Genomic DNA, 26,642 nt, shown 5'->3' with positions numbered 1-26,642 from the left:
TGGCGCTCACCACCGCTCACCCTCACGTGTGTTCAGCAACGGACGCAGCCGCTGAGCGACCGCCTCACGGGCACGGAAAATGCGCGAACGCACCGTCCCAATGGGGCAGTTCATCACCTCAGCGATCTCCTCGTAGCTCAAGCCCTCAATCTCTCGCAAGGTGAGGGCTTGTCGCAAATCCTCCGACAACGCATCAATGGCTGCGTTCACGGTGGCTGCGATCTGCTTGCTGGCCAGCACGGCATCTGGCGTGGCGGTGTCGGTTGGTTCCGGACGGCGGCGGGAAGTTTCCTCATCCTCGTCTTCGGTGTTCAAAGCCGATTCGGTTAACACCGGATCGCGCCCCAGCTCAACCGCCGCCTTCTTGGCTGTGTTGACAGCAATGCGGTACAGCCAGGTGTAGAAAGCGCTCTCGCCTCGGAACTGAGGCAAGGCGCGGTAGGCCCGGATGAAGGTTTCCTGGGCCAAGTCGAACACCAGATCGGTGTCCCGCACGATGCGGCCAATCAGGCGTTCGATGCGCCGCTGGTACTTCACGACCAACAGCTCAAACGCCCGCTGGTCTCCCTGCTTGACGCGCTCGACCAGCAGGGCGTCGGCCTGCGCGTCCGGCGAGAGCGGCGGCGGCGATGGCGGCGCGGAGTCGGTCAAACCCGGGGGCCCGTGCGCTCAGATGCGACGGAACACCAGCGTGCCGTTGGTGCCACCGAAGCCGAAGTTGTTTTTCACCGCGATGTCGATCTTCATCTCGCGGGCGGTGTTGGCACAGTAGTCCAAATCGCAGGCGGGATCTTGGTTGAAGAGGTTGATCGTCGGCGGCGAAACTTGGTGGTGCAGCGCCAGCACCGTGAACAGCGATTCGACACCGCCTGCACCGCCCAGCAAGTGGCCGGTCATGGACTTGGTCGAGTTCACCACCAGCTTGTGGGCGTGATCACCGAACGCCAACTTGATGGCATTGGTTTCGTTCACGTCCCCCAGCGGGGTGGAGGTGCCATGCGCGTTCAGGTACTGCACCTGATCGGCGTTGATGCCAGCATTGCGCAGGGCCGCTTTCATCGAACGCTTGGGGCCGTCCACGTTCGGCGCGGTCATGTGGTAGGCATCGGCGCCCATGCCGAAACCGATCAGTTCAGCATAGATTTTGGCGCCACGCTTCTTGGCGTGTTCGTACTCTTCCAGCACCAGCACGCCGGAGCCTTCGCCGAGGACAAAGCCGTCGCGGTCTTTGTCCCACGGACGCGAGGCGGTGGCCGGGTCGTCGTTGCGGGTCGAGAGGGCACGGGCCGAGGCGAAACCGCCCACGCCGAGCATGGACACCGTGGCTTCTGCGCCACCGGCCACCATGACATCGGCGTCGCCGTATTCGATCAACCGGCCGGCTTCACCGATGCAGTGCAAGCCCGTGGTGCAAGCCGTGACCACGGCCATGTTCGGGCCGGTGAAACCGAAGCGGATGGAAACGTGCCCGGAGATCATGTTGATGATCGAGGCCGGCACGAAGAAGGGGGAAATGCGTCGCGGGCCACGGTCAACGACCATGCGCGCGGTGGATTCGATTTCCGGCAGACCACCGATGCCAGAGCCGATCATGCAGCCAATGCGTTCGGCGGCTTCTTCGGACAGCTCCGCACCTGTGGGCAGACCGGCGTCCTGCACAGCCTGAACCGCCGCTGCGATGCCGTAATGGATGAAGGTGTCCATCGTCTTGACTTCTTTGGCGGGGATGTAATCCCCGACATTGAAGCCCTTGACTTCACCCGCAATGCGGCACGTGATGCCCGAGGCATCAAACTTGGTGATCGGGCCAATACCAGAACGACCCGCAAGCAGGTTGCTCCAGCCTTCAGCCACCGTGTTACCGACCGGGCTGATGAGCCCCAGGCCGGTGATGACGACACGTCGACGGGTCATGCGTTCAGACAGTCAGGATCGTGGAAAACAAAGCGGGCGCCGCATCCCAAGGCCGACCGAAGCGGCTGGGGGGTGCAGCGCTGCCCGCTGATTAAGCCGCAGCCGAGTTGGCGACGGCGTAGTCGATGGCAGCCTTGACGGTGGTGATCTTCTCAGCCTCTTCGTCAGGAATTTCGATGCCGAATTCGTCTTCCAGGGCCATCACCAGCTCGACGGTGTCCAGCGAGTCGGCGCCCAGATCGGCCACGAAGGACTTTTCAGCGGTGACTTCTTCTTCGGCAACACCCAGTTGCTCGGCAATGATCTTCTTGACGCGTGCTTCGATACTCATGACTTTGACTCCTCCAGACGAGGGGGTTGGCGTGAAAACGGGCCGGATTCTACGCCGGGGCTCCCGGCGCAAGGTCTCCGGCCATGACCTCAGTTCATGAACATGCCGCCGTTGACGTGCAGTTCAGAACCGGTGATGTAACCCGCTTCCGGGGAAGCGAGGAAGGCGACCGCATGAGCGATCTCTTGCGGTTGGCCCAGGCGTTGCAGCGGAATCTGCGACATCAGGGCTTTTTTCTGATCTTCGGGCAGGACTTCCGTCATGTCGGTGGCGATGAAACCCGGCGCGACGCAGTTGACGGTGATGCCCCGACTGCCCAGTTCACGCGCCAGGGCGCGTGTCATGCCGGCCAGTCCGGCCTTGGCGGCAGCATAGTTGGCCTGCCCCGGGTTGCCCGAAGCGCCCACCACCGACGTGATGCTGACGATGCGGCCATAGCGCTGTTTCATCATCGGGCGGATCACGGCGCGGCTCAGGCGGAAGACGGCTTTGAGGTTGGTGTCCAGCACCGCATCCCAGTCCTCGTCCTTCATGCGCATGGCCAGGGTGTCGCGGGTGATGCCGGCGTTGTTCACCAGCACATGCAGGCCACCGTTTTCTTTGGCCACGGTGTCGATGAGGGCGTCGCAGGCGGCGGCGTCGTTCACGTTCAGCACCACACCTTTGCAGCCAGGAAATTCAGCCAGGGCATCGGTGATGGCGTTGGCACCCGCTTCGCTGGTGGCGGTGCCGATCACTTTCATGCCTTTGGCGGCCAGGGCCAGGGCGATGGCGCGGCCAATGCCACGGGTGGCACCCGTCACGAGGGCGACTTGACCTTGGGTCGAAACGGCGCTCATGCGAGGGCTCCCTTCACGTCGGCCAGCGTGGCCGGATCAAACACACAGGCGGTGATGGCTTCAGCGTCGATGCGCTTGACCATGCCCGACAGCACCTTGCCCGGGCCACACTCGTAAATGTGGCTGAGGCCCCGCGCACACAGCGCTTGCACCACTTCGACCCAACGCACCGGGCCGAAAGCTTGGCGGTAGAGCGCATCGCGGATGGCGTCGGCGTCGGTTTGCACGGCCACGTCGATGTTGTTCACCACCGGGATTTGCGGGGCAGCCAGGGTGATTTCGGCCAGACGGGCCTTCAGGCGCTCGGCAGCCGGCTTCATCAAGCTGGAGTGGAACGGCGCGGACACCGGCAGTGGCAGTGCGCGCTTGGCGCCCTTGGCCTTCAGCACCTCGCAGCCCTTGGCCACGCCGGCTTTGCTACCCGCGATCACGGTTTGCTTCGGATCGTTGAAGTTCACCGCTTCGACGACTTCACCCGGCGCCGCAGCGCTGGCTTCGGCGCAACCGACGCGCACGGCTTCAGCGTCCAGGCCGAGGATGGCCGCCATTGCGCCCACGCCCACCGGCACAGCTTCTTGCATGGCTTGGGCACGCAGGCGCACCAGGGGCAGCGCGTCGGCCAGGGTCAGCACGCCGGAGGCCACCAGGGCGGTGTACTCGCCGAGCGAGTGACCAGCTACGGCGGCGGGCACGGCGCCGCCTTCGGCCAACCAAGCGCGATAGCAGGCGATGCCCGCTGTCAGCATCACCGGCTGGGTGTTGGTGGTGAGGTCGAGTTGTTCTTTCGGGCCGGTTTTGATCAGGGCGCCGATGTCTTCGCCCAAAGCGGCCGAGGCTTCTGCCAACGTGGCGGCCACCGCCGGGTGATCGCCCCAGACGTCGAGCATGCCCACGGCCTGGGAGCCCTGGCCGGGGAAAACGAACGCAAACGCAGTCATGGTGTGAGGGTTGTCGGTTGAGGGGGAAGGGCCGAAGCGCGCTGCCGGAGCGGGCTTCAGAAGTCCAGCAGCACCGCGCCCCAGGTGAAGCCGCCGCCCACGCCTTCGAGCAGCAGGGTTTGGCCGCGCTGCACTTGGCCGGCGCGCACAGCCTGATCCAGGGCCAGCGGGATGGAGGCCGCCGAGGTGTTGCCGTGTTCTTGCACCGTCACCACCACTTTTTCCATCGGCAGTTTTAGTTTGCGGGCGGTGCCTTGCATGATCCGCACGTTGGCTTGGTGCGGGATCAGCCAATCCACGCTGGCGGCGCTGCGGCCTGCGGCTTCCAGCACTTCGTTGGCCACTTCACCCAGCACAGTCACGGCGAGTTTAAACACCGCTTGGCCGTCCATCGTCAACAGCGGCGAACCGATGACTTGGCCGCCCGACACGGTGCCCGGCACTTCGAGGATTTCGCGGTAACGCCCGTCGGCATGCAGTTTGGTGGCGAGGATGCCGGGTTCGGCCGAAGCTTCCAGCAGCACGGCGCCGGCGCCGTCACCGAACAACACGCAGGTGGTGCGGTCTTCAAAATTCAGGATGCGCGAGAACACTTCGGCACCGATCACCAGGGCGCAGTTGGCCGCGCCCGTGCGAATCATCGCGTCCGCCACCGACAGGGCGTAAATGAAACCCGAGCACACCGCCTGCACGTCAAACGCCGGGCAACCTTGGATGCCGAGCTTGCGTTGCACGATGGTGGCGGTGGAGGGGAAGACCATGTCCGGCGTGGACGTGGCGACGATGATCAGATCGACATCTTGTGCTTGACGTCCAGCGGCTTCGATGGCCCGGCGGGCGGCTTCGGCGCCCAGGTCACTCGACGTTTGGTCGGGGGCGGCGAAATGGCGCGCCCGGATGCCGGTGCGCTCGACGATCCACTCATCCGACGTTTCCAGCCCGCGTTGGGCCAGTTCAGCGGCCATGTCCGCATTGGTGACGCGGCGGGTCGGCAGCGCGCTGCCAGTGCCCGTGATGCGGGCGTAGCGGGAAGAAGGCTGGGACATCGGATTCAAAGCGAGTGTTGTTTTGTGCGTCCGAGCGCTCAAGCGGCTTGACGGGCGGTGTCCGGCGCAGCGGGCATGGCCTGCAAGGCGCTGACGACCCGGTCTCGCACTTGATCGAGCATGCGGTTGCGGGCGGCATCATAAGCGCGCTGCAAGGCGTTCTGGAAGGCGAACGCATCCGAGGAGCCGTGCGCTTTGAACACCAAGCCGCGCAGCCCCAGCAGGGTGGCGCCGCCGTAACGGCGGTAATCGACCCGGCCTTTGAAGCGGTTGAGCACCGGCAAGGCCACCAGCGCCACGATGCGCGTCCAGGCGTTGCGGGTGAATTCGGCCTTGATGAAGCCGGAAATCATGCTGGCGAGGCCTTCGGCGGTTTTGAGGGCGACGTTGCCGACGAAACCATCGCACACCACCAAATCGGTGGTGCCTTTGAAGATGTCGTTGCCTTCGACGTTGCCCTGGAAGTTGATCAACCCAGCGGCGCCAGCTTGACGCAGCAGTTCACCGGCACGCTTGATGACTTCGCTGCCCTTGATGTCTTCTTCGCCGATGTTGAGCAGGCCGACCGTGGGGGCGTTTTTGCCGTCCAGCGCTGCCACCAGGGCGCTGCCCATGATGGCAAATTGCAGCAGGTGTTCGGCCGAGCAATCGACGTTGGCGCCCAAATCCAGCACCTTGGTGAAGCCCCCGGTCGAGTTGGGCAACATGGCGGCGATGGCGGGGCGGTCGATACCGTCAAAGGTCTTGAGGATGTAGCGCGCCACTGCCATGAGCGCTCCGGTGTTACCGGCGGACACGCACGCATCGGCACGGGTGAGGCCCGTTGCATCGGGTTTGACCTGGGTGATGGCCACGCGCATCGACGAATCGCGCTTGCGCCGCAGGGCCACTTCCACTGGATCGTCCATGGCCACGACCTCGCTGGCTGTCACCAGCGTGCAGCGCGGCCACGCCGCCGCCGGGGCCAAGGCGTCGGCGGTACCGACCAGCACCAGTTCGACATCGGGGTGGGCCGTCAGGAATGCTTGACAGGCTGGCAGCGTCACGGAAGGGCCATGGTCACCGCCCATGCAATCCACGGCGATGCGCACACGCTCCAGCGGTTTCAGAGGAAGGGAGGAAGACACGACGGCACAGCTCTCGATGATTCAGCAGCCCCAGATGACAAAGCCCGCGTCACCCTGCCAACAAGCAGCCGGGAGGACACGGGCAGACAGGGGAATCACGGGCGCATCCGACGTGGGGATGCGCGCCTCAACCCAGACGATCAGGCGTCGGCCTTGGTCTTCAGAACCTTGCGGCCACGGTAGAAGCCGGTCGGGCTGATGTGGTGGCGCAGGTGGATTTCGCCGGTGGTGGCTTCGATCGCGGTGCCCGGTTGGGTCAGGGCGTTGTGCGAACGGTGCATGCCGCGCTTGGAAGGCGACTTTTTGTTTTGCTGAACAGCCATGGGATGCTCCTGGAGCGCCGGATTCCCCGGCGAGGCAGATGTTGGGTCGAAGACGACTTCACAGGCACCACCCGCGCACCCCAAAGGGCCAGGCACGGATCACGGCCACTGAAATCGGAAAAGCCGGCGATTATAGCACCCTGGGACTCAATTCGGTTTACGCAGTGCGGCCAGGGCGGCGAAGGGGTTGGCGGCTGGGGTTTCGTCGTTGGTTTCGTCCAAGTCGTCGGCGGGGCGGGGCAGGGGCTCTGGGCATTCGTCCTCGTGCGTCGGCACCAAGGGCAACTCCAGCAGCAGCTCGTCTTCGATCAACTCGCGCACGTCCAGCTCGCGGGACAGGGCCAGCACGTCATCCTCAGAATCGGCGTCCAAGGCGGCGGCCTGTGTTTCATCGGCGACGAAGCGCAACCAGCGATCCACCGTCACTTCGGTGGCCACCGGCCCGAGGCACAGTTGGCAGCACAGCGGCAGCGTCACTTCGGCAGCGATGTGCATCCAAATCTCGGCGGCGCCGCCCTTGACCGGGCGCGCATCCCCCGTCACCTGCCAGCGCACGACGCTGCTGGCGAACGTGGGCGCACTGGTGACAGCCGCGTCGGCGAGCCGTTCCAAATCGGCCAACGGCCATTCACCCGAGAGCTGTTCGGCGCGTTGCGCCAGCGCGGCCACGTCCAGCCGCCGAGGATCGAGGGGTTTGTGCTTCATCCCCGTCAGTGTACGGGCGCGGGGGACAATCGCCGCCATGACTGCTTCTGCTCTGCCTTCCGTTCCCGAACTCATTTTGGGCTCGACCTCCCGCTACCGGCGCGAATTGCTGGAGCGCCTGCGTGTGCCTTTTGCCGTCGCCTCGCCTCAGGTGGACGAAACTCCTCAGCCGGGTGAAATGCCTGCCTCCTTGGCCACCCGCCTGGCGTTGGCCAAGGCCCAGGCCGTGGCGGTGCTGCATCCGCAGGCGGTGGTGATTGGTGCCGACCAAGTGGCCGATCTGGACGGTGAGCCCATCGGCAAACCCGGTACGCATGAGCGCGCCGTGGCCCAGCTCCGCCGCATGAGCGGGCGGACGGTGGTGTTTCAAACTGCCATCGCCGTGGTGCGCGCCGACACCGGCTTCACCCGCAGCCACTTGGCGCCGGTGGGCGTCACGTTCCGCCCGCTGTCGGAGGAGGACATCGAGCGCTACCTGCGCCTGGAGCAACCCTATGACTGCGCCGGCAGCGCCAAATGCGAAACCTTGGGCATCGGCCTGCTGGACGCCATCGAGTCAGACGACCCGACGGCGCTCATCGGTCTGCCGCTGATCCACACCACCCGGTTGCTGCGCGAAGCGGGGTTGGACGTGCTGCGCTGCGCCCAATGAACCGCGCCGCCACACCCTTGGGCCGGCTGGTGCTGGTGCCCAACACCCTGGATTTGGGTGCTGCCCCCGAGCCCATCGAGCACATCCTCAGCGCTGGCGTGGTGCGCCGTGCAGCGGGCTTGCGGCATTGGGCGGTGGAAAACGCCAAAACCACCCGGGCCTTTCTGAAGCGGGTCGAAGCCGTGGTGCCGTTGGTGGCGCCGCTGCAAACCTTGTCCATTCGAGAACTGCCGCGCCCGCGCAAGGGGGCTACGGCGGCGCCCGGCGCGTCGGGGGACGACAGCGCTGCTTGGCGCGAGCTGCTGGCGCCGGCGCTGGCGGGCGAGGACGTCGGGCTGCTGTCCGAAGCCGGTCTGCCCGCCGTGGCCGACCCGGGGGCGGTGTTGGTGCAGCAGGCGCACGCGCTGGGGGTGGTGGTGGAGCCGCTGCCTGGGCCCAGCTCGCTCACCTTGGGCTTGGCGGCCAGTGGGCTCAACGGCCAGCGGTTCGCGTTTGAGGGCTATTTGCCGCAGGACGCCGCCAGCCGCGCCAAGCGCATCCGCGAGTTGGAGCAGCGTTCGCGCCAAGAAGGGCAAACGCAACTGGTGATCGAAACGCCTTATCGCAACACGCCCGTGCTGGCTGCGTTGTTGCAGCACTTGCAACCGGGCACGCGCCTGAGCGTGGCGTGCGGCTTGACCAGCGCCGACGGCTGGTGCCGCACCCTCAAGGTGGCGGATTGGCGCCGTTTGCCCGAGCCTCAGCGGAACTTGCCCGACAAACTACCAGCGGTCTTCATGTGGTTGGCAACCTGATGCCCCAACGCCAAGCCCAGGGCGTCGGCGATCCAGTCGGCAAAAGATGCATCACGATCTGTCGTGAGCAGGCCCTGCCCGATTTCGATGGCCGCGCCGTACCCCAGCAACCCCCCGGCCAGCCACAGCCAGCGTGATCGCGCAAATCCGGGGGCGCCCACGCACCAAAAGATGAAAAACGCGCCGGCATGACGCACCTTGTCAGCGTTTTCAAACCAATCCGGTGCGTGGGAAGTCACGGGGGCCAGCGCGATTTGCCAGCCCACCAGCAACAGCAGCAGGAGCACGGCCCGCCACAGCCAGGGCCGGATGCGTCGGGGCATCACGCTTTCGGGCCACCGCCCAGCAGCGCGGCCAGTTTGCGCTTCGGGCGGATGTTGGGGGACATCCGGGCGTGCGACGGCGTGGGCACCACCGGGTCGGTGTTTTCCCAGGCAGCGGGCGCGTTCGACGCCTGCGGGACGTAGGGCTGGTCGAAGAACGGGTCACGCGGGGAGTAAGACGAACGGCGTGGGCCGCTGCTGCGCGGCGGGGGCGGCGACGCGTAGCTGGTACCGGCGGCGGCGTCGTAGGGGCGTTCGTCTTCGTCCTCACGGCGGCGCCAGGTGTTGCGGCGCGGTCGATCGTCGTCCAGCTCCACGGCTTGCAGCTCGATTTTCTTTTTGATGAGCTTTTCGACCTCGCCGATGAGGCGGGCGTCCTCGTGCGTCACCAAAGTGATCGCCACCCCCGATGCCCCTGCCCGACCGGTGCGGCCAATGCGGTGTACATAGTCCTCGGCGTTGAACGGCACGTCGAAGTTGAACACGGCGGGCAGGTCGGCGATGTCGATGCCGCGTGCGGCCACGTCGGTGGCCACCAGCACATCCACTTCGCCAGCTTTGAAGGCGGCGAGGGACTTCAGCCGTTCGTCTTGACTCTTATCGCCGTGCAGGGCGGCGGTGCGCAGGTTGTCGCGCTCGAAGGAACGGGCCAGCCGCGCTGCGCCGAGCTTGGAGTTGACGAACACAATCGCTTGCGGAATGTTGCGCTCACGCAACTGTTTGACGATCACGCGGCGCTTGTCGTCCTCGCTGACGCTCAGGAACACCTGCTCAACGTTGGTGGCCGTGGCGTTGGGCCGGGCGACTTCGACCAGCTCAGGGTTTTGCAAGTAACTGCCCGCCAGCTTTTTGATCTCGGGCGAGAACGTGGCCGAAAACAGCAGCGTTTGGCGGTTGCCTTGGGGCAGGTAACTGAGGATGCGTTGCAGGTCGGGCAAAAAGCCGATGTCCAACATGCGGTCGGCCTCGTCGAGCACGACGTATTCGACTTGGTTGAGCACGCAGTTCTTGGCTTCAATGTGATCCAACAGCCGGCCCGGCGTGGCGATCAGCACCTCGACGCCGCCTTTCAATTCAGCCGCTTGCGGTTTCATGTCCACCCCGCCGAACACCACGGCCACCCGCAGGTTGCTGTGCTTGGCGTAGGCCTTGACGTTGTTGGCAACTTGGTCGGCCAGCTCACGCGTTGGGGCCAGCACCAGGGCGCGTACGGGATGGCGGGCGGGCGAAGCGCTGGCGTTTTCGTGCCGCATCATCTTTTGCAGCAGCGGGATGGAGAACGCGGCGGTTTTGCCCGTGCCGGTTTGGGCAGCGCCCATCACATCGCGCCCAGCCAGCACCACAGGAATGGCCTTGGCTTGGATCGGCGTCATGAAGGCATAGCCCTGATCGGCCACCGCACGCAACAACTTGGCGTCGAGCGGCAGGGTGTCAAAACGCGCGGGTGCCGCAGGGGGAGAAGATGCGGCAGCGGAGTCTGCCTGGGCCGCACAGGCTAGGGATTCGATCGTCATTGGCCAGCATTATCGTTGCCGCGCATCATCGGTACACTGCCGCTGCTGGGGAGATTGCTCCGGCAGTTTCAAATGAGCGGCGGTTTGGGGCCGCGTTTTTCGAGGGAATTTGACATGATTCTGGTCACCGGCGGCGCTGGTTTCATCGGCAGCAATTTCGTCCTGGATTGGCTCGCCCAGTCCGATGAACCCGTCATCAACCTGGATGCCCTGACCTACGCTGGCAACCTGCGCAACTTGGTGTCGCTCGAAGGCGATGCGCGCCATGTGTTCGTCAAAGGGGACATCTGTGACCGGGCGCTCATCGATCAGTTGCTGACCACCCATCGCCCGCGAGCCATCGTTCACTTCGCGGCGGAGAGCCATGTGGATCGCTCCATCCACGGCCCGGGCGAGTTCATCAAAACCAACGTCGAAGGCACGTTCACGCTGCTGGAAGCGGCCCGGGCGTTCTGGAACACGCTGCAAGGCGACGAGAAAACAGCCTTTCGTTTCCACCACGTCAGCACGGACGAGGTGTACGGCTCGCTCAAACCCACCGATCCGCCGTTCGCCGAAACCAATCCGTTCGAGCCGAACAGCCCGTATTCGGCCAGCAAAGCCGCCAGCGACCATTTGGTGCGCGCTTGGCACCACACCTACGGCCTGCCCGTGGTGACGACCAACTGTTCGAACAACTACGGCCCTTATCACTTCCCCGAGAAGCTGATCCCGCTGATGATCGTCAACGCCCTGGCCGGCAAGCCGCTGCCGGTGTACGGCGACGGCCAGCAAATCCGCGATTGGCTGTACGTGAAGGATCATTGCAGCGCCATTCGCGCCGTGCTGGCCGGTGGCCGCCTGGGTGAAACCTACAACATCGGGGGCTGGAACGAGAAGGCCAACATCGACATCGTCAAGACGGTGTGCGCGCTGTTGGACGAACTCAAGCCCGATGCCGCCGGCCCTTACAGCCGCCTCATCACCTACGTGACCGACCGCCCGGGCCACGACCGTCGTTATGCCATCGACGCCCGCAAGGTCGAGCGCGAGCTGGGTTGGCGTCCGGCGGAGACGTTTGAAACCGGCATCCGCAAGACCGTCGAGTGGTACTTGGCCAACGCCGAATGGGTGGCCGAGGTGCAAAGCGGCGCCTACAAGGACTGGGTCAGCACCAACTACGCCGCCCGCAGCTGAGAGGTTTCACCATGAAAATTCTTCTGCTGGGCAAGGGCGGGCAAGTCGGCTGGGAGTTGCAGCGGGCGTTGGCCCCGCTGGGCGAGATCGTCGCCCTGGATCACGACAGCACCGAGCTGGCCGGGGACTTCAGCCGCCCTGAGTCCCTCGCTGCCACCGTGCAAGCGGTGCGGCCAACGGTGATCGTCAATGCCGCCGCCCACACTGCGGTGGACAAAGCCGAAAGCGAGCCCGAGCTGGCCCGGGCCATCAACGCCTTGGCGCCGGGCGTGCTGGCGCGTGAAGCCGCTGCCATCGGGGCGCTGCTGATTCACTACAGCACCGATTACGTGTTTGACGGCTCCGGCCAAGCACCGCGTGCCGAAGACGCGCCCACCGCGCCGTTGAGCGCCTATGGCCGCACCAAACTCGAAGGCGAAGAGCTGATCCGTGCCAGCAGCTGCCGCCATGCCATTTTCCGCACGAGCTGGGTGTTTGCGGCACGCGGCGGCAACTTCGCCCGCACCATGCTGCGTTTGGCTGCCGAGCGCGATGCGCTCAACGTCATCGACGACCAGATCGGTGCCCCCACCGGGGCCGATTTGCTGGCCGACGTGACGGCCCATGCCATCCGCCGCTTGCTGGTCGATCCGACGCTGAGCGGCACCTATCACCTTGTGGCGGGTGGTGAAACCAGTTGGTACGGTTACGCCCGGCACGTCATTGAATGGGCGCGGGCGCATGGCAAGCCGATCAAGGTGGCACCGGAGGCGATTCGCCCCATTCCGACCAGCGCTTACCCAACGCCCGCCGCTCGGCCACTGAATTCGCGCCTGGACACCGCCAAACTGTGCCACGCCTTCGACCTGACGCTGCCGCACTGGCAGGCGGGCGTCGATCGCATGTTGACCGAGGTGTTCCAGTAACCCGCCGCCCATTGGCCGTTTCACATTCCGCATTTCTGCAAGGTTTCCCTATGCAACGCAAAGGCATCATCCTCGCTGGGGGCTCGGGCACCCGGCTGCACCCGGCCACGCTGGCCATCAGCAAGCAACTGATCCCGGTGTACGACAAGCCGATGATTTACTACCCGCTCAGCACCCTGTTGCTGGCGGGCATCAACGACATCCTCATCATCAGCACCCCGCAAGACACGCCGCGCTTCGAGCAGTTGCTGGGCGACGGCTCGCGCTGGGGCATCAAGCTGACCTACGCCGTACAGCCCAGCCCGGACGGTCTGGCACAAGCCTTCCTGATCGGTGAAGAATTCCTCGCCGGTGCGCCCAGCGCCCTGGTGTTGGGTGACAACATTTTTTACGGCCACGAGCTGGGCAAGCGTCTGGAAGCCGCTGCCGCCCGGCCCAACGGAGCGTCGGTGTTCGCGTACCCGGTCACCGATCCAGAGCGTTATGGCGTCGTTGAGTTTGATGCCCACGGCCACGCCATCAGCTTGGAAGAAAAACCCAAGGCGCCCAAGAGCCGTTATGCCGTGACAGGGTTGTATTTTTACGACCAACAAGTCGTCGAGCGTGCCAAGGCCATCAAACCCAGCCCGCGTGGTGAACTGGAAATCACCGATCTGAACCGCGTTTACCTGGAAGCAGGTGAGCTGGATGTGCAGATTTTTGGCCGGGGCGACGCTTGGCTCGATACCGGCACCCACGACAGCCTGCTCGAAGCCAGTGCCTTTGTGCAAACGCTGGAAAAGCGCCAGGGCCTCAAGGTGTGCTGCCCCGAGGAAATCTGCTGGCGCAAGGGCTGGATCGATGATGCGCAATTGGAAGCGCTGGCCAAGCCGCTGTCCAAGAGCGGGTATGGCCAGTATTTACAGCAGGTGTTGCGCGAACGGGTGTTTTGACCCCGGGCCCTGATCCGGTCAGATGGGGCGGCCGCAGTCTTGGGCCAGAATCGGGCACGGTTTGCCAAGTGGAGGACATCATGCGTACATCTCTGCCCGTCGGCCTGCTGGTGGCTTGTTTGGGAATGAGTGGTCTGGCGTTGGCCCAGACGGCCCCGCTGAGGAATCCGAGCGTCCAAGAGCTGAAAGCGGCACTGTCCGCGTCTCCAGCGGGGGGCGGATTGACGCGTGGTTTTGCCCGTACCCAGCCGCCCACGCAAGACGGTTTGTGTACACAAACCGCCCCTTCAGCAGCACGCAGCACCGGAACACGCAACTTGGAGGTGGTGGCCTACGCTCCTCAGGCCGCCCACGTCGATCTGGCGGTGACGTTTGGCAATGACTCGGACGCCCTGGGCGCGTCGAGCCGCCAGATGTTGCGCACACTGGCGCAAGCACTCAAGAGCCCGGATTTGGCGAACCGACGTTTCATCATCGCCGGGCACACCAGTGACACGGGTGCGCGTGAGCGCAACATGGAGTTGTCGTGCGCTCGGGCGATTGCGGTGCGGCGCTATCTGCTGCAAGCTGGCGTGGCCCCCGAGCGCATCAGCGCCTATGGTTTCGGGCCGGACAAACCTTTGCTGCCCCATGATCCCGCTGCCGATGACAACCGGCGTGTCGAAATTCGCGTCGGTGAATGAGCGGCCACAATCCTACTTTTCTGACCACACCATGAAAGTTGAAAAAACGGCCATTGCCGATGTTCTGATTTTTGAGCCCAAAGTGTTTGGGGATGCGCGAGGCTTCTTCATGGAAAGCTTCAACCAGCGCATTTTCCGGGAGGCAGTGGGCGGGGCGCTGGAGTTTGTTCAGGACAACCATTCACGTTCGTCCAAAGGCGTGTTGCGCGGCCTGCACTTCCAGAAAGCCCCCCACGCTCAGGGCAAGCTGGTGCGTGTGGCAGCCGGCGCTGTGTTTGACGTGGCGGTGGACATTCGCCGGGACAGCCCGACGTTCGGTCGCTGGGTGGGGGTCGAATTGACGGCGGAGAACCACCGCCAGTTGTGGATTCCGCCGGGTTTGGCGCACGGTTTCTTGGTGCTGTCCGACAGTGCAGACTTTCTCTACAAGACCACCGACTACTACGCCCCAAGCGCCGAAGGCGCTGTGCGTTGGGACGATCCAGACTTGAACATCCAGTGGCCGGATGTGGGCATGGCCCCGCAACTGTCGGCCAAGGACGCTGCGGCCAGTTGGCTGCGCGACCTGTGATTCCATTCGATTGAAGTGAATAACATGACCGAAAAAGTCTCGGTGCTGCCCGTCATCATGGCGGGGGGCAGTGGTTCGCGCTTGTGGCCGCTGTCGCGGGCGGGTTTTCCGAAGCAATTTTTGATTCTGTCGGGTGATTCCTCGCTGTTTCAGCAAGCTGCGCAGCGCATCAACGGACTCGATTCCCCGGAGTTTCGCGTGCAAGCGCCGCTGGTGGTGGGGAATTCTGAACACCGGTTCTTGGCGCTGGAACAGTTGCATGAAATCCAAGTCGAGCCGGGTTCGATCGTGTTGGAGCCCATGGGGCGCAACACGGCGCCTGCCGTGACCCTGGCGGCGCTGTATGCCTTGGAGCAGGGTGCCGATCCTGTCATGGTGGTCACACCTGCGGATCAGACCGTGGCGGACTTGGCGGTTTTCACCACAGCGCTGCAACAGGCGGTGCGCGTGGCTGCCCACGGATCGCTGGTGGTGCTGGGCATCACGCCCGATCGGCCAGAAACGGGCTACGGCTACATCCGTTCGGAGCCGGATGCCGGGGCGCAGGCGTCGGCGGCGCGTGTCACCCAGTTTGTGGAGAAACCGGATCTGGCCACAGCCGAGCGCTACGTGGCCGACGGGCATTACCACTGGAACAGCGGCATGTTCGTGTTGCGGGCATCGGTGTGGCTTCAGGCCCTGGAGACGTTCCGGCCAGACATCGCCCGGGCCACCCGCCATGCTTGGGCAGGTCGCCAAATCGACGCCCGATTTGTGCGGCCAGACCGCGAGGCATTCGCGGCTGTGCCATCCGAATCGGTGGACTATGCGGTGATGGAGCATTGCCCTGGCAGCGACTTTGACATTCGCATGGTGCCGCTGAACGCCGGTTGGAACGACCTGGGCGCTTGGGATGCCGTGTGGCAAGTGGCCAGCAAGGATGCGCAAGGCAACAGCGCCGTCGGGGATGTGATGCTGCAAGACAGCCGCAACACCCTGGTGCATGCGACGAGTCGGTTGGTGTCAACGCTGGGCGTGGACGACTTGGTGGTGATCGAAACCCCGGACGCGGTGCTGGTGGCCGATCGCAATCGCAGCCAAGACGTGAAAAAAATCGTGTCTCGCCTGGACACGGCCACCCGCAGCGAGCATGCCTTGCACCGCAAAGTGCATCGCCCGTGGGGCTGGTACGACAGCATCGACATGGGCCCACGTTTCCAAGTCAAGCGAATCATGGTGCATCCGGGGGCCAGCCTGAGCCTGCAAATGCACCATCATCGCGCCGAGCACTGGATCGTGGTCAGCGGCACGGCCGAGGTGACTTGTGGGCAGCGCAAGATGCTGCTGACCGAGAACCAGAGCACGTACATCCCGTTGGGTGAGGTTCACCGTTTGGCCAATCCCGGCAAGGTCGAGCTGGAGATCATCGAGATCCAGTCCGGCAGCTATTTGGGTGAGGATGACATCGTGCGTTTCGAGGACACCTACGGCCGCACGAGCTGACGGATTCGATCCATTTTTTAGCGCGACGGCTCCTGTGGTGGGTGCCGTCTCCGACGCAATTCAGGCATGTTCGAAGACCACAGCAGCGCGCGCAAGCTCTTTCTCAGCGCTCCCCCGAGTGTTCCCGTGGTGGTTGCATCCATCATGGAGCCGGCCCTGGCGGCGGGGATTTTGGTGGCTTGCCAGCAGGTGGCCGGGCGGCCCCTCGATACCCAGGTCATTGCCCAGCTTTTGCTGTTGGTGGTGTTGATGTTCCCTGGCGCGAACCGGTTTGGTAAAGCCGGTCGATGGCGCACGCTGGTGAACATCATGATCTCGTGGATCGGGGTGCTCTGCACGTTTTTACTGTTGGGGTACATCACCCACACACAAAGCGTTTTTCCCCGTGAGGTGCTGATTCAATGGGCTGTCTTCACCCCGGTGGTGCAGTGGTTGGCGGTACTGCTGGGGTCATGGGGCATCCGCCGGGCGGCGTCGAGGCCAGAGGCACGCCGCCCGGCGGTGGTGATCGGTGGCGGACGTGTGGGGCAGCGGGTCGCGGCAGCGCTGATCCGGCGGCGCGAGTACGGGCACGACTTCTTGGGCATTTTTGATGACCGCTCCGCCGAGCGTCTCGGAGGGGTTCCCTCCGACATGCCCATGCTGGGTTTGTTGGATGATCTGCCGGCTTACATGGAGTCCCATGGCGTCAAGGATGTGTACCTGACCCTGCCATTGAACCCCCAGCCCCGCATCACCCGCTTGCTGGAGTCTTTGCAAAACTCCACGGCCTCGCTGCACTTCGTTCCCGACCTCTACGGGGTGGACATCATCCAAGGGCGTTTGGAAGACATGGACGGCGTGCCCGTCGTTGGCCTGCTGCTGACGCCTTTTACCGGCCTCAATGGCTTGCTCAAGCGTGCCAGCGACATTGTGTTGTCCTTGTGCATCCTGACCGCCATTACACCGATCATGCTGGTGGTGGCATTGGGGGTGAAATTCAGCTCACCGGGGCCGGTCATCTTTCGCCAAAAGCGCACGGGGCTGGACGGCGAAATCATCGAAGTCTACAAATTTCGCTCCATGCGGGCCATGGACAACGGCCCTGTCGTGCAGCAAGCCACGCGTGGCGATCCTCGCATCACCCCGTTTGGCGCGTTCATCCGGCGCACGTCTTTGGATGAACTGCCGCAGTTCATCAACGTGTTGCAGGGGCGCATGAGCATCGTCGGCCCACGACCTCACGCCGTGGCGCACAACGAGCAGTACCGCAAACTCGTCAAGTCGTACATGGCGCGGCACAAAGTCAAGCCGGGCATCACGGGTTGGGCACAAGTCAACGGTTTTCGGGGTGAAACCGACACGGTGGACAAAATGGCCCGCCGCGTCGAATACGACTTGGAATACTTGCGCAACTGGTCACTTGGGCTCGATCTGCTCATCATCGCCCGCACCATCAAACTGGTCTTCCGTGACCAAACCGCTTACTGACTTGCATGAACTATCCCGATTACCAACCCAGCGTCGCCACCGACCCCTTGAGCGACGATGAACTCGATGCCCTGGACGCCCAACTCGCCGAACTGCCCGCCGACGGGGCGATGAACCTCGAAGCCCTGGACGGTTTTCTCACCGGATTGGTGGTCGGCCCCGGCCTGGGGCGCACCCTCAAAGGTGGGGACTGGTTGCCGCTGGTCTGGGGCGGTGATGGTGCGGACGGCCTGTTCCCATTTGAGAGCCAACGCCAGCGCAAAAAAGTGGTGGTGCAGGTGCTGCGCCACCTGCGCACCCTTGATGTGGCACTGCGGGAGCATCCGGACGCTTGGCAACCCGTGGTCAGCGTGGCTGAGGACGAGGCCGCCGAAGAGGAATGGGTGGACGCTGGCGACTGGTGTACCGGCTTCCTCCAAGCCATGGACTTGAACCGCGAGGCGTGGGCGCCGTGGCTGGATCAGCCGGCGCTGAGTGCGCAGTTCGTGCCGTTGCTGCTGCTGGGGGGTGAGCCTGAGGAACGTCCCGCTGGCGCCACCCAGGCGCTGGACGATCTCGAAGTGCGCGACCAACTCAGCCGCGCCTTTTTCGACACCGTGCTGGTGCTGGCACGGCCCGAAGCGCTCAACGGTTGACGTCCACCACGGTGCGCCCGCGCACCTGACCGGCGAGCAACGCGGCGCTGGTTTGCGGCACTTCGCTCAGGCCAATGTCGTGCGTCATGCGGGCGAGTTGATCGGGGCGCAGGTGCTGGGCCAACAGCGCCCACGCTTGTTCGCGTGTGGCCTTGCTCTCCAGCACGCAGTTGATGCCGTACAGCGTCACCCCGCGCAGGATGAAGGGCATGACCGTGGTCGGCAAATCGGCGCCTTGGGCCAGGCCGCACGCGGCCACCGCGCCGTGGTGGCGCGTCGCTGCCAGGGCGTTGGCAAGGCTGGTACTGCCGACCGTGTCCACCACACCGGCCCAGCGTTCGCTCTGCAATGGCCGGCCCGGGGTGCTGAATTCCGCCCGATCGACGATGTCTTGGGCGCCGAGGAATTGCAGGTATTCGGCTTCTTGCGGGCGCCCAGTCGAAGCGACAACGCGGTAACCCAAACTCGCCAACAGCGCCACCGCCACCGAACCGACGCCGCCAGCGGCACCAGTCACCAGCACGTCACCCTGACCGGGTTGCAAGCCGTGGCGTTGCAAAGCCATCACACACAGCGCGGCGGTGTAGCCGGCGGTGCCGATGGCCATGGTGTCGCGCAGGCTGAAGGCGCTCGGGCAGCGCAGCAGCCATTCAGCGCGCACCCGCGCTTTTTGCGACAGCCCGCCCCAGTGGTTTTCGCCCAAACCCCAACCGTTGATGACGACAGCATCTCCCGGCTGCCAATCCGGGTGCTCGGAGGTTTCAACGGTGCCCGCCAAATCGATGCCCGGCACCATGGGCCAGCGCCGCACGATCAGGCCCTTGCCGGTGACAGCCAGCGCGTCCTTGTAGTTGAGCGCCGAGTGGGTGACGCGCACCGTGACCTCGCCCGGTGGCAGGTCGGCATCGTCCAGATCGCACAGTTCGGCGTGGGTGGTTTTGTCTGCGGCTTGAGTGAGCAGCCAGGCTTTGAACATCGAAACGTCTCCAGTTGAATCGTGAACCGTACGAGCGGTCTGAGGTTGAAACGGTAGCACCAGAGCCCAGGGGTGGGTGTCTCCGGCAGGATAATCCCGTGCCGTGAATGCGCTGTCCCCCTCCTTTTTGGCCGCCCGCTGGGCGCTTTACCTCGATTTGATCCGCTGGAGCCGCCCCGCCGGCTGGTTGCTGCTGCTGTGGCCGACGCTGGCTGCTTTGTGGATTGCTGCGGGTGGTTTTCCCGGTTGGCACCTGTTGACGGTGTTCACCTTGGGCACCATCTTGATGCGCTCCGCAGGCTGTTGCATCAACGATGTGGCCGACCGGCGCTTCGATCGCCATGTCAAACGCACGGCGCAGCGCCCGGTGACTTCCGGGGCCGTGAGTGTCAAAGAAGCGCTGATCGTCGGGGCGGTGTTGGCGCTGCTGGCGTTCGCCTTGGTGCTCACCACCAACGCGCCGACCATCTGGTTGAGCGTGCCAGCGGTGGCGGTGGCGGCGCTCTACCCGTATGCCAAGCGCGTGGTGGCGATGCCGCAGGCCGTGTTGGGTGTGGCGTTCAGTTTTGGCATCCCGATGGCCTTCACGGCGGTGCAGGGTGAATTGACGGCGCCGGGTTTGGTGTGGGGCTTGGTGCTCGGCAACCTGTGCTGGGTGCTGGCCTACGACACCGAATACGCCATGGTGGACCGCGATGACGATTTGAAAATCGGCATCAAAACCTCCGCCATCACCCTCGGGCGCTGGGACGTGGCCGGGGTGATGGGGTTTTATGGCCTCTATCTGCTGCTGTGGGGCGGCTTGGGTCTGACTTTGGGGCTGGGCCTGGTGTACGAGGCAGGCATCGGCTTGGCGTTCGGGCAGGTGCTGTGGCATTACCACTTGATCCACACCCGCACGCGAGAAGGCTGCTTCCGTGCGTTTCGCCTGAACCATTGGGTCGGTGCAGCGGTGTTCGCTGGCACCGTGTTGGCGTACTGGCGCTGACTCAGGCGCGGCCAAACTCATCGCCCAAGGCTTGGGCGCGTTGCGCAGCGGCGTGCATGGCCTCCACAAAAGCGGGTTTGACGCCGGCGGCTTCCATGGACGTGATCGCCGCGTACGTCGTCCCGCCCTTGGAGGTGACGCGCTGGCGCAGCACCTCGGGCGCTTCGCTGGACGCCCCCGCCAACGCCGCCGCACCGCTGAACGTACCCACCGCCAGGCGCCGGGCTTGTTCGGCCGACAAACCCAGCTCGGTGCCAGCTTGCATCATGGCTTCGATGAAGAAGAACACGTAGGCCGGGCCCGAGCCCGACAGGGCGGTGACGGCATCCAACTGGGCTTCGGCCTCCACCCACAGCAGTGCGCCTGTGGGCGCTAACAGTTGTTCGACCTGGGCACGTTCGGCGGCGCTGACGGCGGCGGTGGCGCACAACCCGGTCATGCCCTGTCCGACCAAGGCGGGGGTGTTGGGCATGGTGCGCACCACGCGGGCGGCACCGGTGGCGTTCACGATGGCGTCGCTGCGGATGCCGGCCATCACCGACAGTTGCAGTGCCTGGCCGATGAACGGCGCACACGCCGCAGCGGCCTGGGCAAACATCTGCGGCTTGACGGCCCAGACGACCACGGCAGCGTCGGCCAAACGCGCATCGGCGGTTTCGAGGACACACACGCCTTGCGCTTCCCGCAGACGCTGGGCTTGTTCGGCCCACGGTTCCAGCACGGTGATGGCCTCAGCCGGCCAACCGGCTTGGCGCAGCCCACCGATGATGGCACTGGCCATGTTGCCCCCGCCGATGAAGGCGACACGGAAAAAAGAAGAAGATGAAGTGATGGTGTTCATGGGCGGCAGTGTAGAGAGTCGCTGTGTTGTCAGGTTATGTTGGCATCATGCAAAAAACGCATGATGTGTGCGCAGGGATTTGGCTCCCTCTAGAGTTGCATCACCAACAACCCAGGAGACGCCGCCATGAACGACGCCCTTTCTTTCGCTCCCCACCAAGCTGACAGTGCTTGGGCCACCTACCTTTCGCAAGTGGATCGCGTGGTGCCCTATCTGGGCCGCCTGGCCCGTTGGGCTGACACGCTCAAGCGTCCGAAGCGCGTGTTGATCGTCGATGTGCCCATCGAGTTGGACAACGGCACCGTCGCCCACTTCGAGGGCTACCGCGTGCAGCACAACCTCTCACGTGGCCCCGGCAAGGGAGGGGTGCGTTATCACCCGGACGTGACGTTGCAGGAAGTGATGGCCCTGTCCGCCTGGATGAGCATCAAGAATGCGGCGGTGAATTTGCCCTACGGTGGCGCCAAGGGCGGGATTCGGGTGAATCCCAAAGCCTTGTCCCACAAAGAGCTGGAAAAACTCACCCGGCGTTACACCAGTGAAATCGGCCTCATCATCGGCCCGCAGCAGGACATCCCGGCGCCCGACGTCAACACCAACGCCCAGATCATGGCGTGGATGATGGACACCTACTCGATGAACGTCGGTGCCACCGCCACCGGCGTGGTCACGGGCAAGCCGATTCACCTGGGCGGCTCGCTGGGGCGCGTCAAGGCCACGGGGCGCGGGGTGTTCGTCACGGGGCGCGAGGCGGCGCAACGCATCGGCCTGTCGCTCGAAGGGGCGCGGGTGGCGGTGCAAGGGCTGGGCAACGTCGGTTCAGCCGCAGCCGAGCTGTTTGTGCAGGCGGGGGCCAAGTTGGTGGCGGCCCAAGACCACACGGGCAGCCTCATCAACACGCGGGGTTTGGATGTGGCGGCGCTGCTGGCCCATGTGAAGGAGCGCGGCGGCGTGGCTGATTTCCCGGGCGGTGAGCCGATGGCCGACGAAGCCTTCTGGGATGTGGACTGCGACATCCTCATCCCCGCTGCCTTGGAAGGCCAAATCACGCCTGAACGCGCCCAGCGCCTGCGCGCCCGCTTGGTGCTCGAAGGCGCCAACGGCCCGACGCTGCCGGTGGCCGATGACGTGCTGGCCGATCGCGGCATCCTCGTGGTGCCGGATGTGATTTGCAACGCTGGCGGCGTGACCGTGAGTTACTTCGAGTGGGTGCAGGACTTTTCGAGCTTCTTCTGGACGGAAGACGAAATCAACGCCCGGCTCGACAAAATCATGGTCGGCGCCTTCAACCGCATTTGGGACACGTCCGAGCAACACCGCATCAGCCTGCGCACCGCCACGTTTGCCGTGGCGTGTGAGCGCATTTTGATGGCGCGGGAGGATCGCGGGTTGTATCCCTGACCCAGGGTGAGGGCGGCTCAGGGATATCCGTGGCTCAAGCCGTTCGTGTGTGCCGAGCGGGGCGAACTTCCTTCACCTCTGCAAGGATGAATGCTCGGGTTTGGGACGAAAAGTCCCACTGCTCGATCTGGCAGGTGCCCGGTGTTGAAGCCCGATCCCAGCGCAGCAGGTTCACGGAGTTGGGCACGCCCGAGCGCACACGGGTCGAGACCGCCGTCCCGGCCTGAACCGCCCACATTGGACGCGCCAGTGCTGGCAACGCGACGACGTACGGCAGGTGGATGTGGCCGCCCATGACGAGGTCTGCACCTGCCGCAGCCCAGCGCTGCATCGCGGGCTGATGGCCGTGCAGCCGATGTGGCAGATCTTCGTCACGGCTCACGGCAATGGGCTGATGCACCACCACCACCCGCAGTTGCGTCGTTGCGGCGCTTTCGAGGAGCCCCGCCACGCGCTCGATCTGCGGCGGGGCGATCTGCCCGTTCTTGTGACGCCATGCCCGTGTGGTGTTCACGCCCACCACGAGCAAGCCCGGTGAGCGATGCACCGGTTCGAGGTCGGCCCCGAAGGCGGCGCTGTAGCGCACATAGGGGCATCGCAGGCGTGTCCAAAGATCGAACAGCGGGATGTCATGGTTGCCCGGCACGGCCAGTACCGGTGCGCCCAGACGGTCTGTGAAGGTGCGTGCAGCGCGGAACTGCGCCGACCGGGCACGCTGTGTGATGTCGCCCGACAGCACGACCAAGTCGGGCCTTTGTTGGCGAGCCAGTGCGACCAGCGCATCGACAACGACTGCCCGCTCGGTGCCGAAGTGTGGATCGGAGATCTGAAGCAGAAGCGTCATCCAGCGGCCTCCCCGCGACGCGGTGCCAGCAGGTACAGCGGCGTGTCGAGCACGCGAAAATGCAGCGGTGCGCGCAGCGTTGACACCTCGCCGTCGAAGGCGACCTTCACCCCGCGTCGCCCATGCACCCGTGTCGGCTTGACGACCATGTGCTGGAACTCAAAGCGCTCCACGCCAGCGGCCTCACCCAAGCGGCCCAGCGCACCGTGCAGCATCAGCCCGATCATCGACAGCGTGCCGATGGGTCGCAGCATCAACGCAGCCATGCTGCCGTCGCCAGGCGTGCCGTCGATGGTGTCCTCTGGTTCGGCGCCGAGCTGCTGCAATTGCAACCGGTTGTTGCCGACAAAGAGCGTCAAGGTCTGCACGTCGCGCACCGTGTCACCCATCTCGATACGCACGCGCAGCCGGCGCTGCGCACGCAGCAGCGTCGCACACCCCGCCAGGAACGCCACCCAGCGGCTGCGGCCAAAGCGGGCCTTGTAGGCTTCGCGATCTTCCAGCAAGTTCGGGTAGAGCCCGAGGCTGGCGTTGACGAGGAACACGCGGTCGTTGATGCCGGCCACCTGAACCGGCGTCGGCGTCGCCCGCAGCAGCAGCCGGACAGCGTCTGCCGGATCAGTGGGGATGCCGTGCGTGCGGGCAAAGTAATTGAACGTGCCCTGGGGCACAACGCCCATGGCACAACCCGTGGCGTGCGCTGCTTGCGCCACGGTGTTGAGCGTGCCGTCACCCCCGACGGCGACCACAGCCGTGCGGTGGGCGAGTGCCTTGGCAGCCGCTTGCTGCGCCATGCCGGGCAGCTCGGCAGGATGATGGCAAAACAGCAAGTCACCCCGCCGTCTGTCAGCCCGCAGCGCGGCTTCGATGATGTCGCGCTTGGTCTGGGCGTCGCGGCCACCGGCGGCCACGTTGACGACGAACTGGAGCGGTGACGCCAAGTCGATGTCGGGGAAGGTGGCCATGATCCCGAGGGCGATCAGTGCGTCTCCCGCGTCAAGCGCTCCGCAAAGGAAATGCCGATGGCAGAGAGCACGAACATAAAGTGGATGACCGCCACCACCGCCACGATCTCGATGTTCTCCAGCGTCAGATTGCCACTCAGGTAGGTCTTCAAGGCGTGTACCCCGGAGATCGAGATGATGGCGAATGCCAGCTTCAGCTTGAGGTTGTAGGTGTTGACGTGATCCAGCCAGTCGGGCTTTTTCATGTCCTTCTTGTCAAAGTGCCCGGTGGTCACGAAGAGCGATACACCGGCGAGGGCCACCACCCAAACCAGTTGCGCCACCATCGTCATGTCCACCAGCTCCAGCACCTTGATGATCAGGTCGATCTTCTCAAGTTCGCCAAACACCAAAGTGTTCATCAGCTTGTAGGTTTCCTGTAGGAACTTGCCCAGGATGCCAAAAATGATCGCGACCAGACCTGCGTAGAAGAACAGCATGGTGAATCGCATGCCGTAAAGCAATGACCCGATCCCTGAGAGCACTTTTTCCATACGCACAGACCTCTCTTGATACTGAATCGATGGTGACGTTTCCCCCTCTCCCTAACCCCTCTTCCGTCAGGGGAGAGGGCCGGGGTGAGGGGGAGACATTCCAGGAATGACACCCCCTAGTCGCGGTGCAGCAGATCGCCGAAGACGGTGTGCGAGCCTTCCCGGCGATCGGCCCCCGGAGCGTCGTACAGCACAAGCCAGCGCGTTTGGCCGCCGGACAGCGCTGGCGGCAGTTCGCATATCGCTTCGGCACGATTGGTGCCGTGGCCATGTGGCAGGGGCATCGACTCGCTCAACGCTGACTCGAAACGCACCGGCTCGCGATTGGCCGCCAGCAGGGGTCGAGCGGCGGGCCACTTGAAGACGCGGATGTCACCGTTCAGCACCATCGTTGGGCCGGCCAGGATGTAAAGATCATCGCCTGAGAAATGCAGATCCCGCACGCCCAGGCCGTCGAGCTGCAAGAAATGCTTTCGGATCAGCGTCCCGCTGTCGTCGAGGGGGATCAGTCGCAACTGATCGCCGCGCCCTTCCACCGCGATCTCCAGCACGGCCGACCAGCCGCGCAGCACCGGGCCGCGCAGGCCGAGCAGCAGCCGACGACCGTCCACAGCCAGGCCTTCGATGTCGAATCCGTTGTCCTTGCCCGGGATGGCCATGTACGGCCCGAAGTGAGGGTCATCGGCCAGCACACGGGTGAGGAGGTTCGTCTGCGCATCCCCCTTCAAGCGCTGCGCCCGACGACCATCCTGAGCCTGACGCACCAAGCAGGGCTCGCCTTGGGCGTCGGGCTCGATCGGCAGGCAGGCCAGCAGGCGACGATTGCCATCCAGCACCACCTTCGCCAGCCGCTTGGCGTTGTCGGCGTGGCCTCGATCCAGCTTGGCATTTTTGCGCTTCAAGCCATGCGAGCCGACCACCCAGAGGAAACCGTCGGCCACGGCCATTCCTTCCAGGTCGGCCTCGTCGTCGGCTGCGCCAGGCAGATCCAGCAGGTCGGCGAGCGCGAAGTCGCGCACCTCACCGAAGCGCAAAGTCTCGCGTCCCACCGGGTTGAGTTGGCGCAGGCGATCCAGGCCGCAGGCTTCGTCGCCGGCCACCCAGAGCCAGTCGCCCGTGAAGGCCGCGCCGGACAGGTTGGATTGAACCAGGGCGTCGGAAGCGAACTCCAGACGGACGGCGTTGGCGATTCGAGCGTTGGGCATCGGGTGCATCTCCAAAGGGTGGCGTGCCAGCCGGCGCTGCCAAGCCCCGGAGTTTGCGACCGATGCGCCGTCTGATGTTCAGATTTATCCGATGTTTTTGTTCTTGAAAGACTGCTTTTTCAGAACTGCCAGGCGATTCACACTTTGTCCGTTTCTCAACCGATGGAGATCCGTGATGCAAGTGCTCTTCAAGTCTCGTCATCCGCACGCCACTGACTTGCGCGACCTGACGGAACGCCGTGTGCGTTTCGTGCTGCGGCGCCTGGTCTGGCTGGTGCCACGCGCCGAGGTGCAGATGTCGGACGTGAACGGCCCGCGTGGTGGCATTGACAAGCGCTGCCAAGTGGAACTCCGAACCGACGGCGCCGGGTCGGTGGTCGTCGCCTCTGTGGCGAGCGACTGGCGCACGGCACTGGACAACGCACTGGCGCGTGCCGCCCGTTTTCTGACGCGTTTATGGCACCGAGGCCACGACACCCGCCGCATGCGCCAACGCTTCGTCGGTCACGAACGCTGAACTCAAACTGTT

General features: G+C 64.5%; 30 protein-coding genes. 13 read left to right on the top strand and 17 right to left on the bottom strand.

Features of this window, described 5'->3' with window-relative positions:
* Positions 1-6: 6 nt before the first annotated feature.
* The 9 genes from rpoE to VITFI_RS02190 form a co-directional block, all read right to left on the bottom strand.
* Positions 7-651: an RNA polymerase sigma factor RpoE gene (gene rpoE / locus VITFI_RS02230; RefSeq protein WP_089415626.1), complete on the bottom strand. Its 645-nt coding sequence runs from the start codon at positions 649-651 to the stop codon at positions 7-9.
* Between the two features lie 18 nt (positions 652-669).
* A complete protein-coding gene (fabF, locus tag VITFI_RS02225) occupies positions 670-1,914 on the bottom strand; it encodes a beta-ketoacyl-ACP synthase II (protein ID WP_089415625.1) in 1,245 nt (414 codons plus the stop codon).
* A gap of 91 nt (positions 1,915-2,005) precedes the next feature.
* Positions 2,006-2,245 (bottom strand): acyl carrier protein, encoded by a 240-nt coding sequence (acpP, locus tag VITFI_RS02220; RefSeq protein WP_089415624.1) that lies wholly within the window; start codon positions 2,243-2,245, stop codon positions 2,006-2,008.
* A gap of 89 nt (positions 2,246-2,334) precedes the next feature.
* Positions 2,335-3,084, bottom strand: coding sequence for a 3-oxoacyl-ACP reductase FabG (gene fabG / locus VITFI_RS02215; RefSeq protein ID WP_089415623.1), 750 nt, complete (start codon positions 3,082-3,084; stop codon positions 2,335-2,337).
* Positions 3,081-4,022: an ACP S-malonyltransferase gene (gene fabD, locus VITFI_RS02210; protein ID WP_089415622.1), complete on the bottom strand. Its 942-nt coding sequence runs from the start codon at positions 4,020-4,022 to the stop codon at positions 3,081-3,083. The genes fabG and fabD overlap by 4 nt, the downstream gene beginning before the upstream one ends.
* A gap of 56 nt (positions 4,023-4,078) precedes the next feature.
* On the bottom strand, positions 4,079-5,068 hold the full coding sequence (locus VITFI_RS02205) for a beta-ketoacyl-ACP synthase III (protein WP_089415621.1): 990 nt from the start codon (positions 5,066-5,068) through the stop codon (positions 4,079-4,081).
* 38 nt (positions 5,069-5,106) lie between these two features.
* Positions 5,107-6,195, bottom strand: a complete 1,089-nt coding sequence (gene plsX / locus VITFI_RS02200) for a phosphate acyltransferase PlsX (RefSeq protein ID WP_269768739.1) — start codon at positions 6,193-6,195, stop codon at positions 5,107-5,109.
* Between the two features lie 140 nt (positions 6,196-6,335).
* Positions 6,336-6,518, bottom strand: a complete 183-nt coding sequence (gene rpmF, locus VITFI_RS02195; RefSeq protein WP_089415620.1) for a 50S ribosomal protein L32 — start codon at positions 6,516-6,518, stop codon at positions 6,336-6,338.
* Between the two features lie 147 nt (positions 6,519-6,665).
* Positions 6,666-7,262 carry a YceD family protein gene (locus VITFI_RS02190; RefSeq protein ID WP_198301579.1) on the bottom strand — a complete coding sequence of 199 codons (597 nt, stop codon included), beginning with the start codon at positions 7,260-7,262 and terminating at the stop codon, positions 6,666-6,668.
* On the opposite strand from VITFI_RS02190, the gene VITFI_RS02185 reads away from it, so the two are divergent.
* Complete coding sequence (locus VITFI_RS02185) at positions 7,261-7,875, top strand: Maf family nucleotide pyrophosphatase (protein ID WP_089415619.1); 615 nt, start codon at positions 7,261-7,263, stop codon at positions 7,873-7,875. The two genes, VITFI_RS02190 and VITFI_RS02185, sit on opposite strands and share 2 nt — an antisense overlap.
* Complete coding sequence (locus VITFI_RS02180) at positions 7,872-8,669, top strand: SAM-dependent methyltransferase (RefSeq protein ID WP_089415618.1); 798 nt, start codon at positions 7,872-7,874, stop codon at positions 8,667-8,669. Before VITFI_RS02185 ends, VITFI_RS02180 begins: the two co-directional genes overlap by 4 nt.
* Here the strand turns inward: VITFI_RS02180 and VITFI_RS02175 are convergent.
* On the bottom strand, positions 8,615-8,992 hold the full coding sequence (locus tag VITFI_RS02175; protein WP_157725528.1) for a VanZ family protein: 378 nt from the start codon (positions 8,990-8,992) through the stop codon (positions 8,615-8,617). The two genes, VITFI_RS02180 and VITFI_RS02175, sit on opposite strands and share 55 nt — an antisense overlap.
* Entirely contained in the window at positions 8,992-10,506 is a 1,515-nt protein-coding gene (locus VITFI_RS02170; protein ID WP_089415616.1) for a DEAD/DEAH box helicase, read from the bottom strand. Before VITFI_RS02170 ends, VITFI_RS02175 begins: the two co-directional genes overlap by 1 nt.
* A 114-nt stretch (positions 10,507-10,620) precedes the next feature.
* Here VITFI_RS02170 and rfbB point away from each other — a divergent pair, with 114 nt between their 5' ends.
* The 8 genes from rfbB to VITFI_RS02130 all read left to right on the top strand — a co-directional run bounded on the left by rfbB (position 10,621) and on the right by VITFI_RS02130 (position 18,360).
* Positions 10,621-11,682, top strand: a complete 1,062-nt coding sequence (gene rfbB, locus VITFI_RS02165; protein WP_089417923.1) for a dTDP-glucose 4,6-dehydratase — start codon at positions 10,621-10,623, stop codon at positions 11,680-11,682.
* A gap of 11 nt (positions 11,683-11,693) precedes the next feature.
* Positions 11,694-12,587 carry a dTDP-4-dehydrorhamnose reductase gene (gene rfbD, locus VITFI_RS02160; RefSeq protein ID WP_089415615.1) on the top strand — a complete coding sequence of 298 codons (894 nt, stop codon included), beginning with the start codon at positions 11,694-11,696 and terminating at the stop codon, positions 12,585-12,587.
* 50 nt (positions 12,588-12,637) lie between these two features.
* Complete coding sequence (gene rfbA, locus VITFI_RS02155) at positions 12,638-13,519, top strand: glucose-1-phosphate thymidylyltransferase RfbA (RefSeq protein WP_089415614.1); 882 nt, start codon at positions 12,638-12,640, stop codon at positions 13,517-13,519.
* An 80-nt stretch (positions 13,520-13,599) separates the two neighbouring features.
* Positions 13,600-14,202: an OmpA family protein gene (locus VITFI_RS02150; protein ID WP_089415613.1), complete on the top strand. Its 603-nt coding sequence runs from the start codon at positions 13,600-13,602 to the stop codon at positions 14,200-14,202.
* Positions 14,203-14,233: 31 nt separating this feature from the next.
* Complete coding sequence (gene rfbC / locus VITFI_RS02145) at positions 14,234-14,773, top strand: dTDP-4-dehydrorhamnose 3,5-epimerase (protein WP_089415612.1); 540 nt, start codon at positions 14,234-14,236, stop codon at positions 14,771-14,773.
* Between the two features lie 24 nt (positions 14,774-14,797).
* Positions 14,798-16,255 carry a mannose-1-phosphate guanylyltransferase/mannose-6-phosphate isomerase gene (locus VITFI_RS02140; protein WP_198301578.1) on the top strand — a complete coding sequence of 486 codons (1,458 nt, stop codon included), beginning with the start codon at positions 14,798-14,800 and terminating at the stop codon, positions 16,253-16,255.
* A 126-nt stretch (positions 16,256-16,381) separates the two neighbouring features.
* A complete protein-coding gene (locus VITFI_RS02135) occupies positions 16,382-17,725 on the top strand; it encodes an undecaprenyl-phosphate glucose phosphotransferase (protein WP_198301577.1) in 1,344 nt (447 codons plus the stop codon).
* Positions 17,726-17,730: 5 nt separating this feature from the next.
* Entirely contained in the window at positions 17,731-18,360 is a 630-nt protein-coding gene (locus tag VITFI_RS02130; RefSeq protein WP_089415610.1) for a UPF0149 family protein, read from the top strand.
* Here VITFI_RS02130 and acuI read toward each other — a convergent pair.
* A complete protein-coding gene (acuI, locus tag VITFI_RS02125; RefSeq protein WP_089415609.1) occupies positions 18,350-19,336 on the bottom strand; it encodes an acrylyl-CoA reductase (NADPH) in 987 nt (328 codons plus the stop codon). The genes VITFI_RS02130 and acuI overlap by 11 nt on opposite strands.
* 103 nt (positions 19,337-19,439) lie before the next feature.
* Here acuI and ubiA point away from each other — a divergent pair, with 103 nt between their 5' ends.
* The gene (ubiA, locus tag VITFI_RS02120; protein ID WP_089415608.1) at positions 19,440-20,324 is read left to right on the top strand and encodes a 4-hydroxybenzoate octaprenyltransferase; all 885 of its coding nucleotides are present in this window, start codon (positions 19,440-19,442) and stop codon (positions 20,322-20,324) included.
* A 1-nt stretch (position 20,325) separates the two neighbouring features.
* Here the strand turns inward: ubiA and proC are convergent, their stop codons facing one another.
* Positions 20,326-21,165, bottom strand: coding sequence for a pyrroline-5-carboxylate reductase (gene proC, locus VITFI_RS02115; protein ID WP_089415607.1), 840 nt, complete (start codon positions 21,163-21,165; stop codon positions 20,326-20,328).
* Positions 21,166-21,291: 126 nt separating this feature from the next.
* On the opposite strand from proC, the gene VITFI_RS02110 reads away from it, so the two are divergent.
* Positions 21,292-22,566 carry a Glu/Leu/Phe/Val family dehydrogenase gene (locus VITFI_RS02110; protein ID WP_089415606.1) on the top strand — a complete coding sequence of 425 codons (1,275 nt, stop codon included), beginning with the start codon at positions 21,292-21,294 and terminating at the stop codon, positions 22,564-22,566.
* A gap of 34 nt (positions 22,567-22,600) precedes the next feature.
* Here VITFI_RS02110 and VITFI_RS02105 read toward each other — a convergent pair whose 3' ends face one another.
* The 4 genes from VITFI_RS02105 to VITFI_RS02090 form a co-directional block, all read right to left on the bottom strand.
* Positions 22,601-23,410 (bottom strand): metallophosphoesterase family protein, encoded by an 810-nt coding sequence (locus VITFI_RS02105; RefSeq protein ID WP_089415605.1) that lies wholly within the window; start codon positions 23,408-23,410, stop codon positions 22,601-22,603.
* The gene (locus VITFI_RS02100; protein ID WP_089415604.1) at positions 23,407-24,375 is read right to left on the bottom strand and encodes a diacylglycerol/lipid kinase family protein; all 969 of its coding nucleotides are present in this window, start codon (positions 24,373-24,375) and stop codon (positions 23,407-23,409) included. Before VITFI_RS02100 ends, VITFI_RS02105 begins: the two co-directional genes overlap by 4 nt.
* A gap of 14 nt (positions 24,376-24,389) precedes the next feature.
* Positions 24,390-24,908: a YqhA family protein gene (locus tag VITFI_RS02095; RefSeq protein WP_089415603.1), complete on the bottom strand. Its 519-nt coding sequence runs from the start codon at positions 24,906-24,908 to the stop codon at positions 24,390-24,392.
* Positions 24,909-25,024: 116 nt separating this feature from the next.
* The gene (locus VITFI_RS02090) at positions 25,025-26,113 is read right to left on the bottom strand and encodes a DUF3616 domain-containing protein (protein ID WP_089415602.1); all 1,089 of its coding nucleotides are present in this window, start codon (positions 26,111-26,113) and stop codon (positions 25,025-25,027) included.
* Between the two features lie 175 nt (positions 26,114-26,288).
* Between VITFI_RS02090 and VITFI_RS02085 the strand changes: the two genes are divergently transcribed.
* On the top strand, positions 26,289-26,630 hold the full coding sequence (locus VITFI_RS02085) for a hypothetical protein (RefSeq protein WP_089415601.1): 342 nt from the start codon (positions 26,289-26,291) through the stop codon (positions 26,628-26,630).
* Positions 26,631-26,642: the final 12 nt, after the last annotated feature.

It is taken from the genome of Vitreoscilla filiformis (genome assembly GCF_002222655.1).
Classification (GTDB): domain Bacteria; phylum Pseudomonadota; class Gammaproteobacteria; order Burkholderiales; family Burkholderiaceae_C; genus Ideonella; species Ideonella filiformis.
The sequence above is the reverse complement of the archived record's forward strand: the minus strand, read 5'-3'. Positions and strand labels throughout refer to the sequence as shown.

What these genes read in the sequence shown, in the direction of transcription:
- fabF (WP_089415625.1), bottom strand. Translation starts at nt 1,914, where the DNA reads ATGACCCGTCGACGTGTCGTCATCACCGGCCTGGGGCTCATCAGCCCG.
- acpP (WP_089415624.1), bottom strand. Translation starts at nt 2,245, where the DNA reads ATGAGTATCGAAGCACGCGTCAAGAAGATCATTGCCGAGCAACTGGGT.
- fabG (WP_089415623.1), bottom strand. Translation starts at nt 3,084, where the DNA reads ATGAGCGCCGTTTCGACCCAAGGTCAAGTCGCCCTCGTGACGGGTGCC.
- fabD (WP_089415622.1), bottom strand. Translation starts at nt 4,022, where the DNA reads ATGACTGCGTTTGCGTTCGTTTTCCCCGGCCAGGGCTCCCAGGCCGTG.
- VITFI_RS02205 (WP_089415621.1), bottom strand. Translation starts at nt 5,068, where the DNA reads ATGTCCCAGCCTTCTTCCCGCTACGCCCGCATCACGGGCACTGGCAGC.
- rpmF (WP_089415620.1), bottom strand. Translation starts at nt 6,518, where the DNA reads ATGGCTGTTCAGCAAAACAAAAAGTCGCCTTCCAAGCGCGGCATGCAC.
- VITFI_RS02185 (WP_089415619.1), top strand. Translation starts at nt 7,261, where the DNA reads ATGACTGCTTCTGCTCTGCCTTCCGTTCCCGAACTCATTTTGGGCTCG.
- VITFI_RS02190 (WP_198301579.1), bottom strand. Translation starts at nt 7,262, where the DNA reads ATGGCGGCGATTGTCCCCCGCGCCCGTACACTGACGGGGATGAAGCAC.
- VITFI_RS02180 (WP_089415618.1), top strand. Translation starts at nt 7,872, where the DNA reads ATGAACCGCGCCGCCACACCCTTGGGCCGGCTGGTGCTGGTGCCCAAC.
- VITFI_RS02175 (WP_157725528.1), bottom strand. Translation starts at nt 8,992, where the DNA reads ATGCCCCGACGCATCCGGCCCTGGCTGTGGCGGGCCGTGCTCCTGCTG.
- VITFI_RS02170 (WP_089415616.1), bottom strand. Translation starts at nt 10,506, where the DNA reads ATGACGATCGAATCCCTAGCCTGTGCGGCCCAGGCAGACTCCGCTGCC.
- rfbB (WP_089417923.1), top strand. Translation starts at nt 10,621, where the DNA reads ATGATTCTGGTCACCGGCGGCGCTGGTTTCATCGGCAGCAATTTCGTC.
- rfbD (WP_089415615.1), top strand. Translation starts at nt 11,694, where the DNA reads ATGAAAATTCTTCTGCTGGGCAAGGGCGGGCAAGTCGGCTGGGAGTTG.
- rfbA (WP_089415614.1), top strand. Translation starts at nt 12,638, where the DNA reads ATGCAACGCAAAGGCATCATCCTCGCTGGGGGCTCGGGCACCCGGCTG.
- VITFI_RS02150 (WP_089415613.1), top strand. Translation starts at nt 13,600, where the DNA reads ATGCGTACATCTCTGCCCGTCGGCCTGCTGGTGGCTTGTTTGGGAATG.
- rfbC (WP_089415612.1), top strand. Translation starts at nt 14,234, where the DNA reads ATGAAAGTTGAAAAAACGGCCATTGCCGATGTTCTGATTTTTGAGCCC.
- VITFI_RS02140 (WP_198301578.1), top strand. Translation starts at nt 14,798, where the DNA reads ATGACCGAAAAAGTCTCGGTGCTGCCCGTCATCATGGCGGGGGGCAGT.
- VITFI_RS02130 (WP_089415610.1), top strand. Translation starts at nt 17,731, where the DNA reads ATGAACTATCCCGATTACCAACCCAGCGTCGCCACCGACCCCTTGAGC.
- acuI (WP_089415609.1), bottom strand. Translation starts at nt 19,336, where the DNA reads ATGTTCAAAGCCTGGCTGCTCACTCAAGCCGCAGACAAAACCACCCAC.
- proC (WP_089415607.1), bottom strand. Translation starts at nt 21,165, where the DNA reads ATGAACACCATCACTTCATCTTCTTCTTTTTTCCGTGTCGCCTTCATC.
- VITFI_RS02110 (WP_089415606.1), top strand. Translation starts at nt 21,292, where the DNA reads ATGAACGACGCCCTTTCTTTCGCTCCCCACCAAGCTGACAGTGCTTGG.
- VITFI_RS02105 (WP_089415605.1), bottom strand. Translation starts at nt 23,410, where the DNA reads ATGACGCTTCTGCTTCAGATCTCCGATCCACACTTCGGCACCGAGCGG.
- VITFI_RS02100 (WP_089415604.1), bottom strand. Translation starts at nt 24,375, where the DNA reads ATGGCCACCTTCCCCGACATCGACTTGGCGTCACCGCTCCAGTTCGTC.
- VITFI_RS02095 (WP_089415603.1), bottom strand. Translation starts at nt 24,908, where the DNA reads ATGGAAAAAGTGCTCTCAGGGATCGGGTCATTGCTTTACGGCATGCGA.
- VITFI_RS02090 (WP_089415602.1), bottom strand. Translation starts at nt 26,113, where the DNA reads ATGCCCAACGCTCGAATCGCCAACGCCGTCCGTCTGGAGTTCGCTTCC.
- VITFI_RS02085 (WP_089415601.1), top strand. Translation starts at nt 26,289, where the DNA reads ATGCAAGTGCTCTTCAAGTCTCGTCATCCGCACGCCACTGACTTGCGC.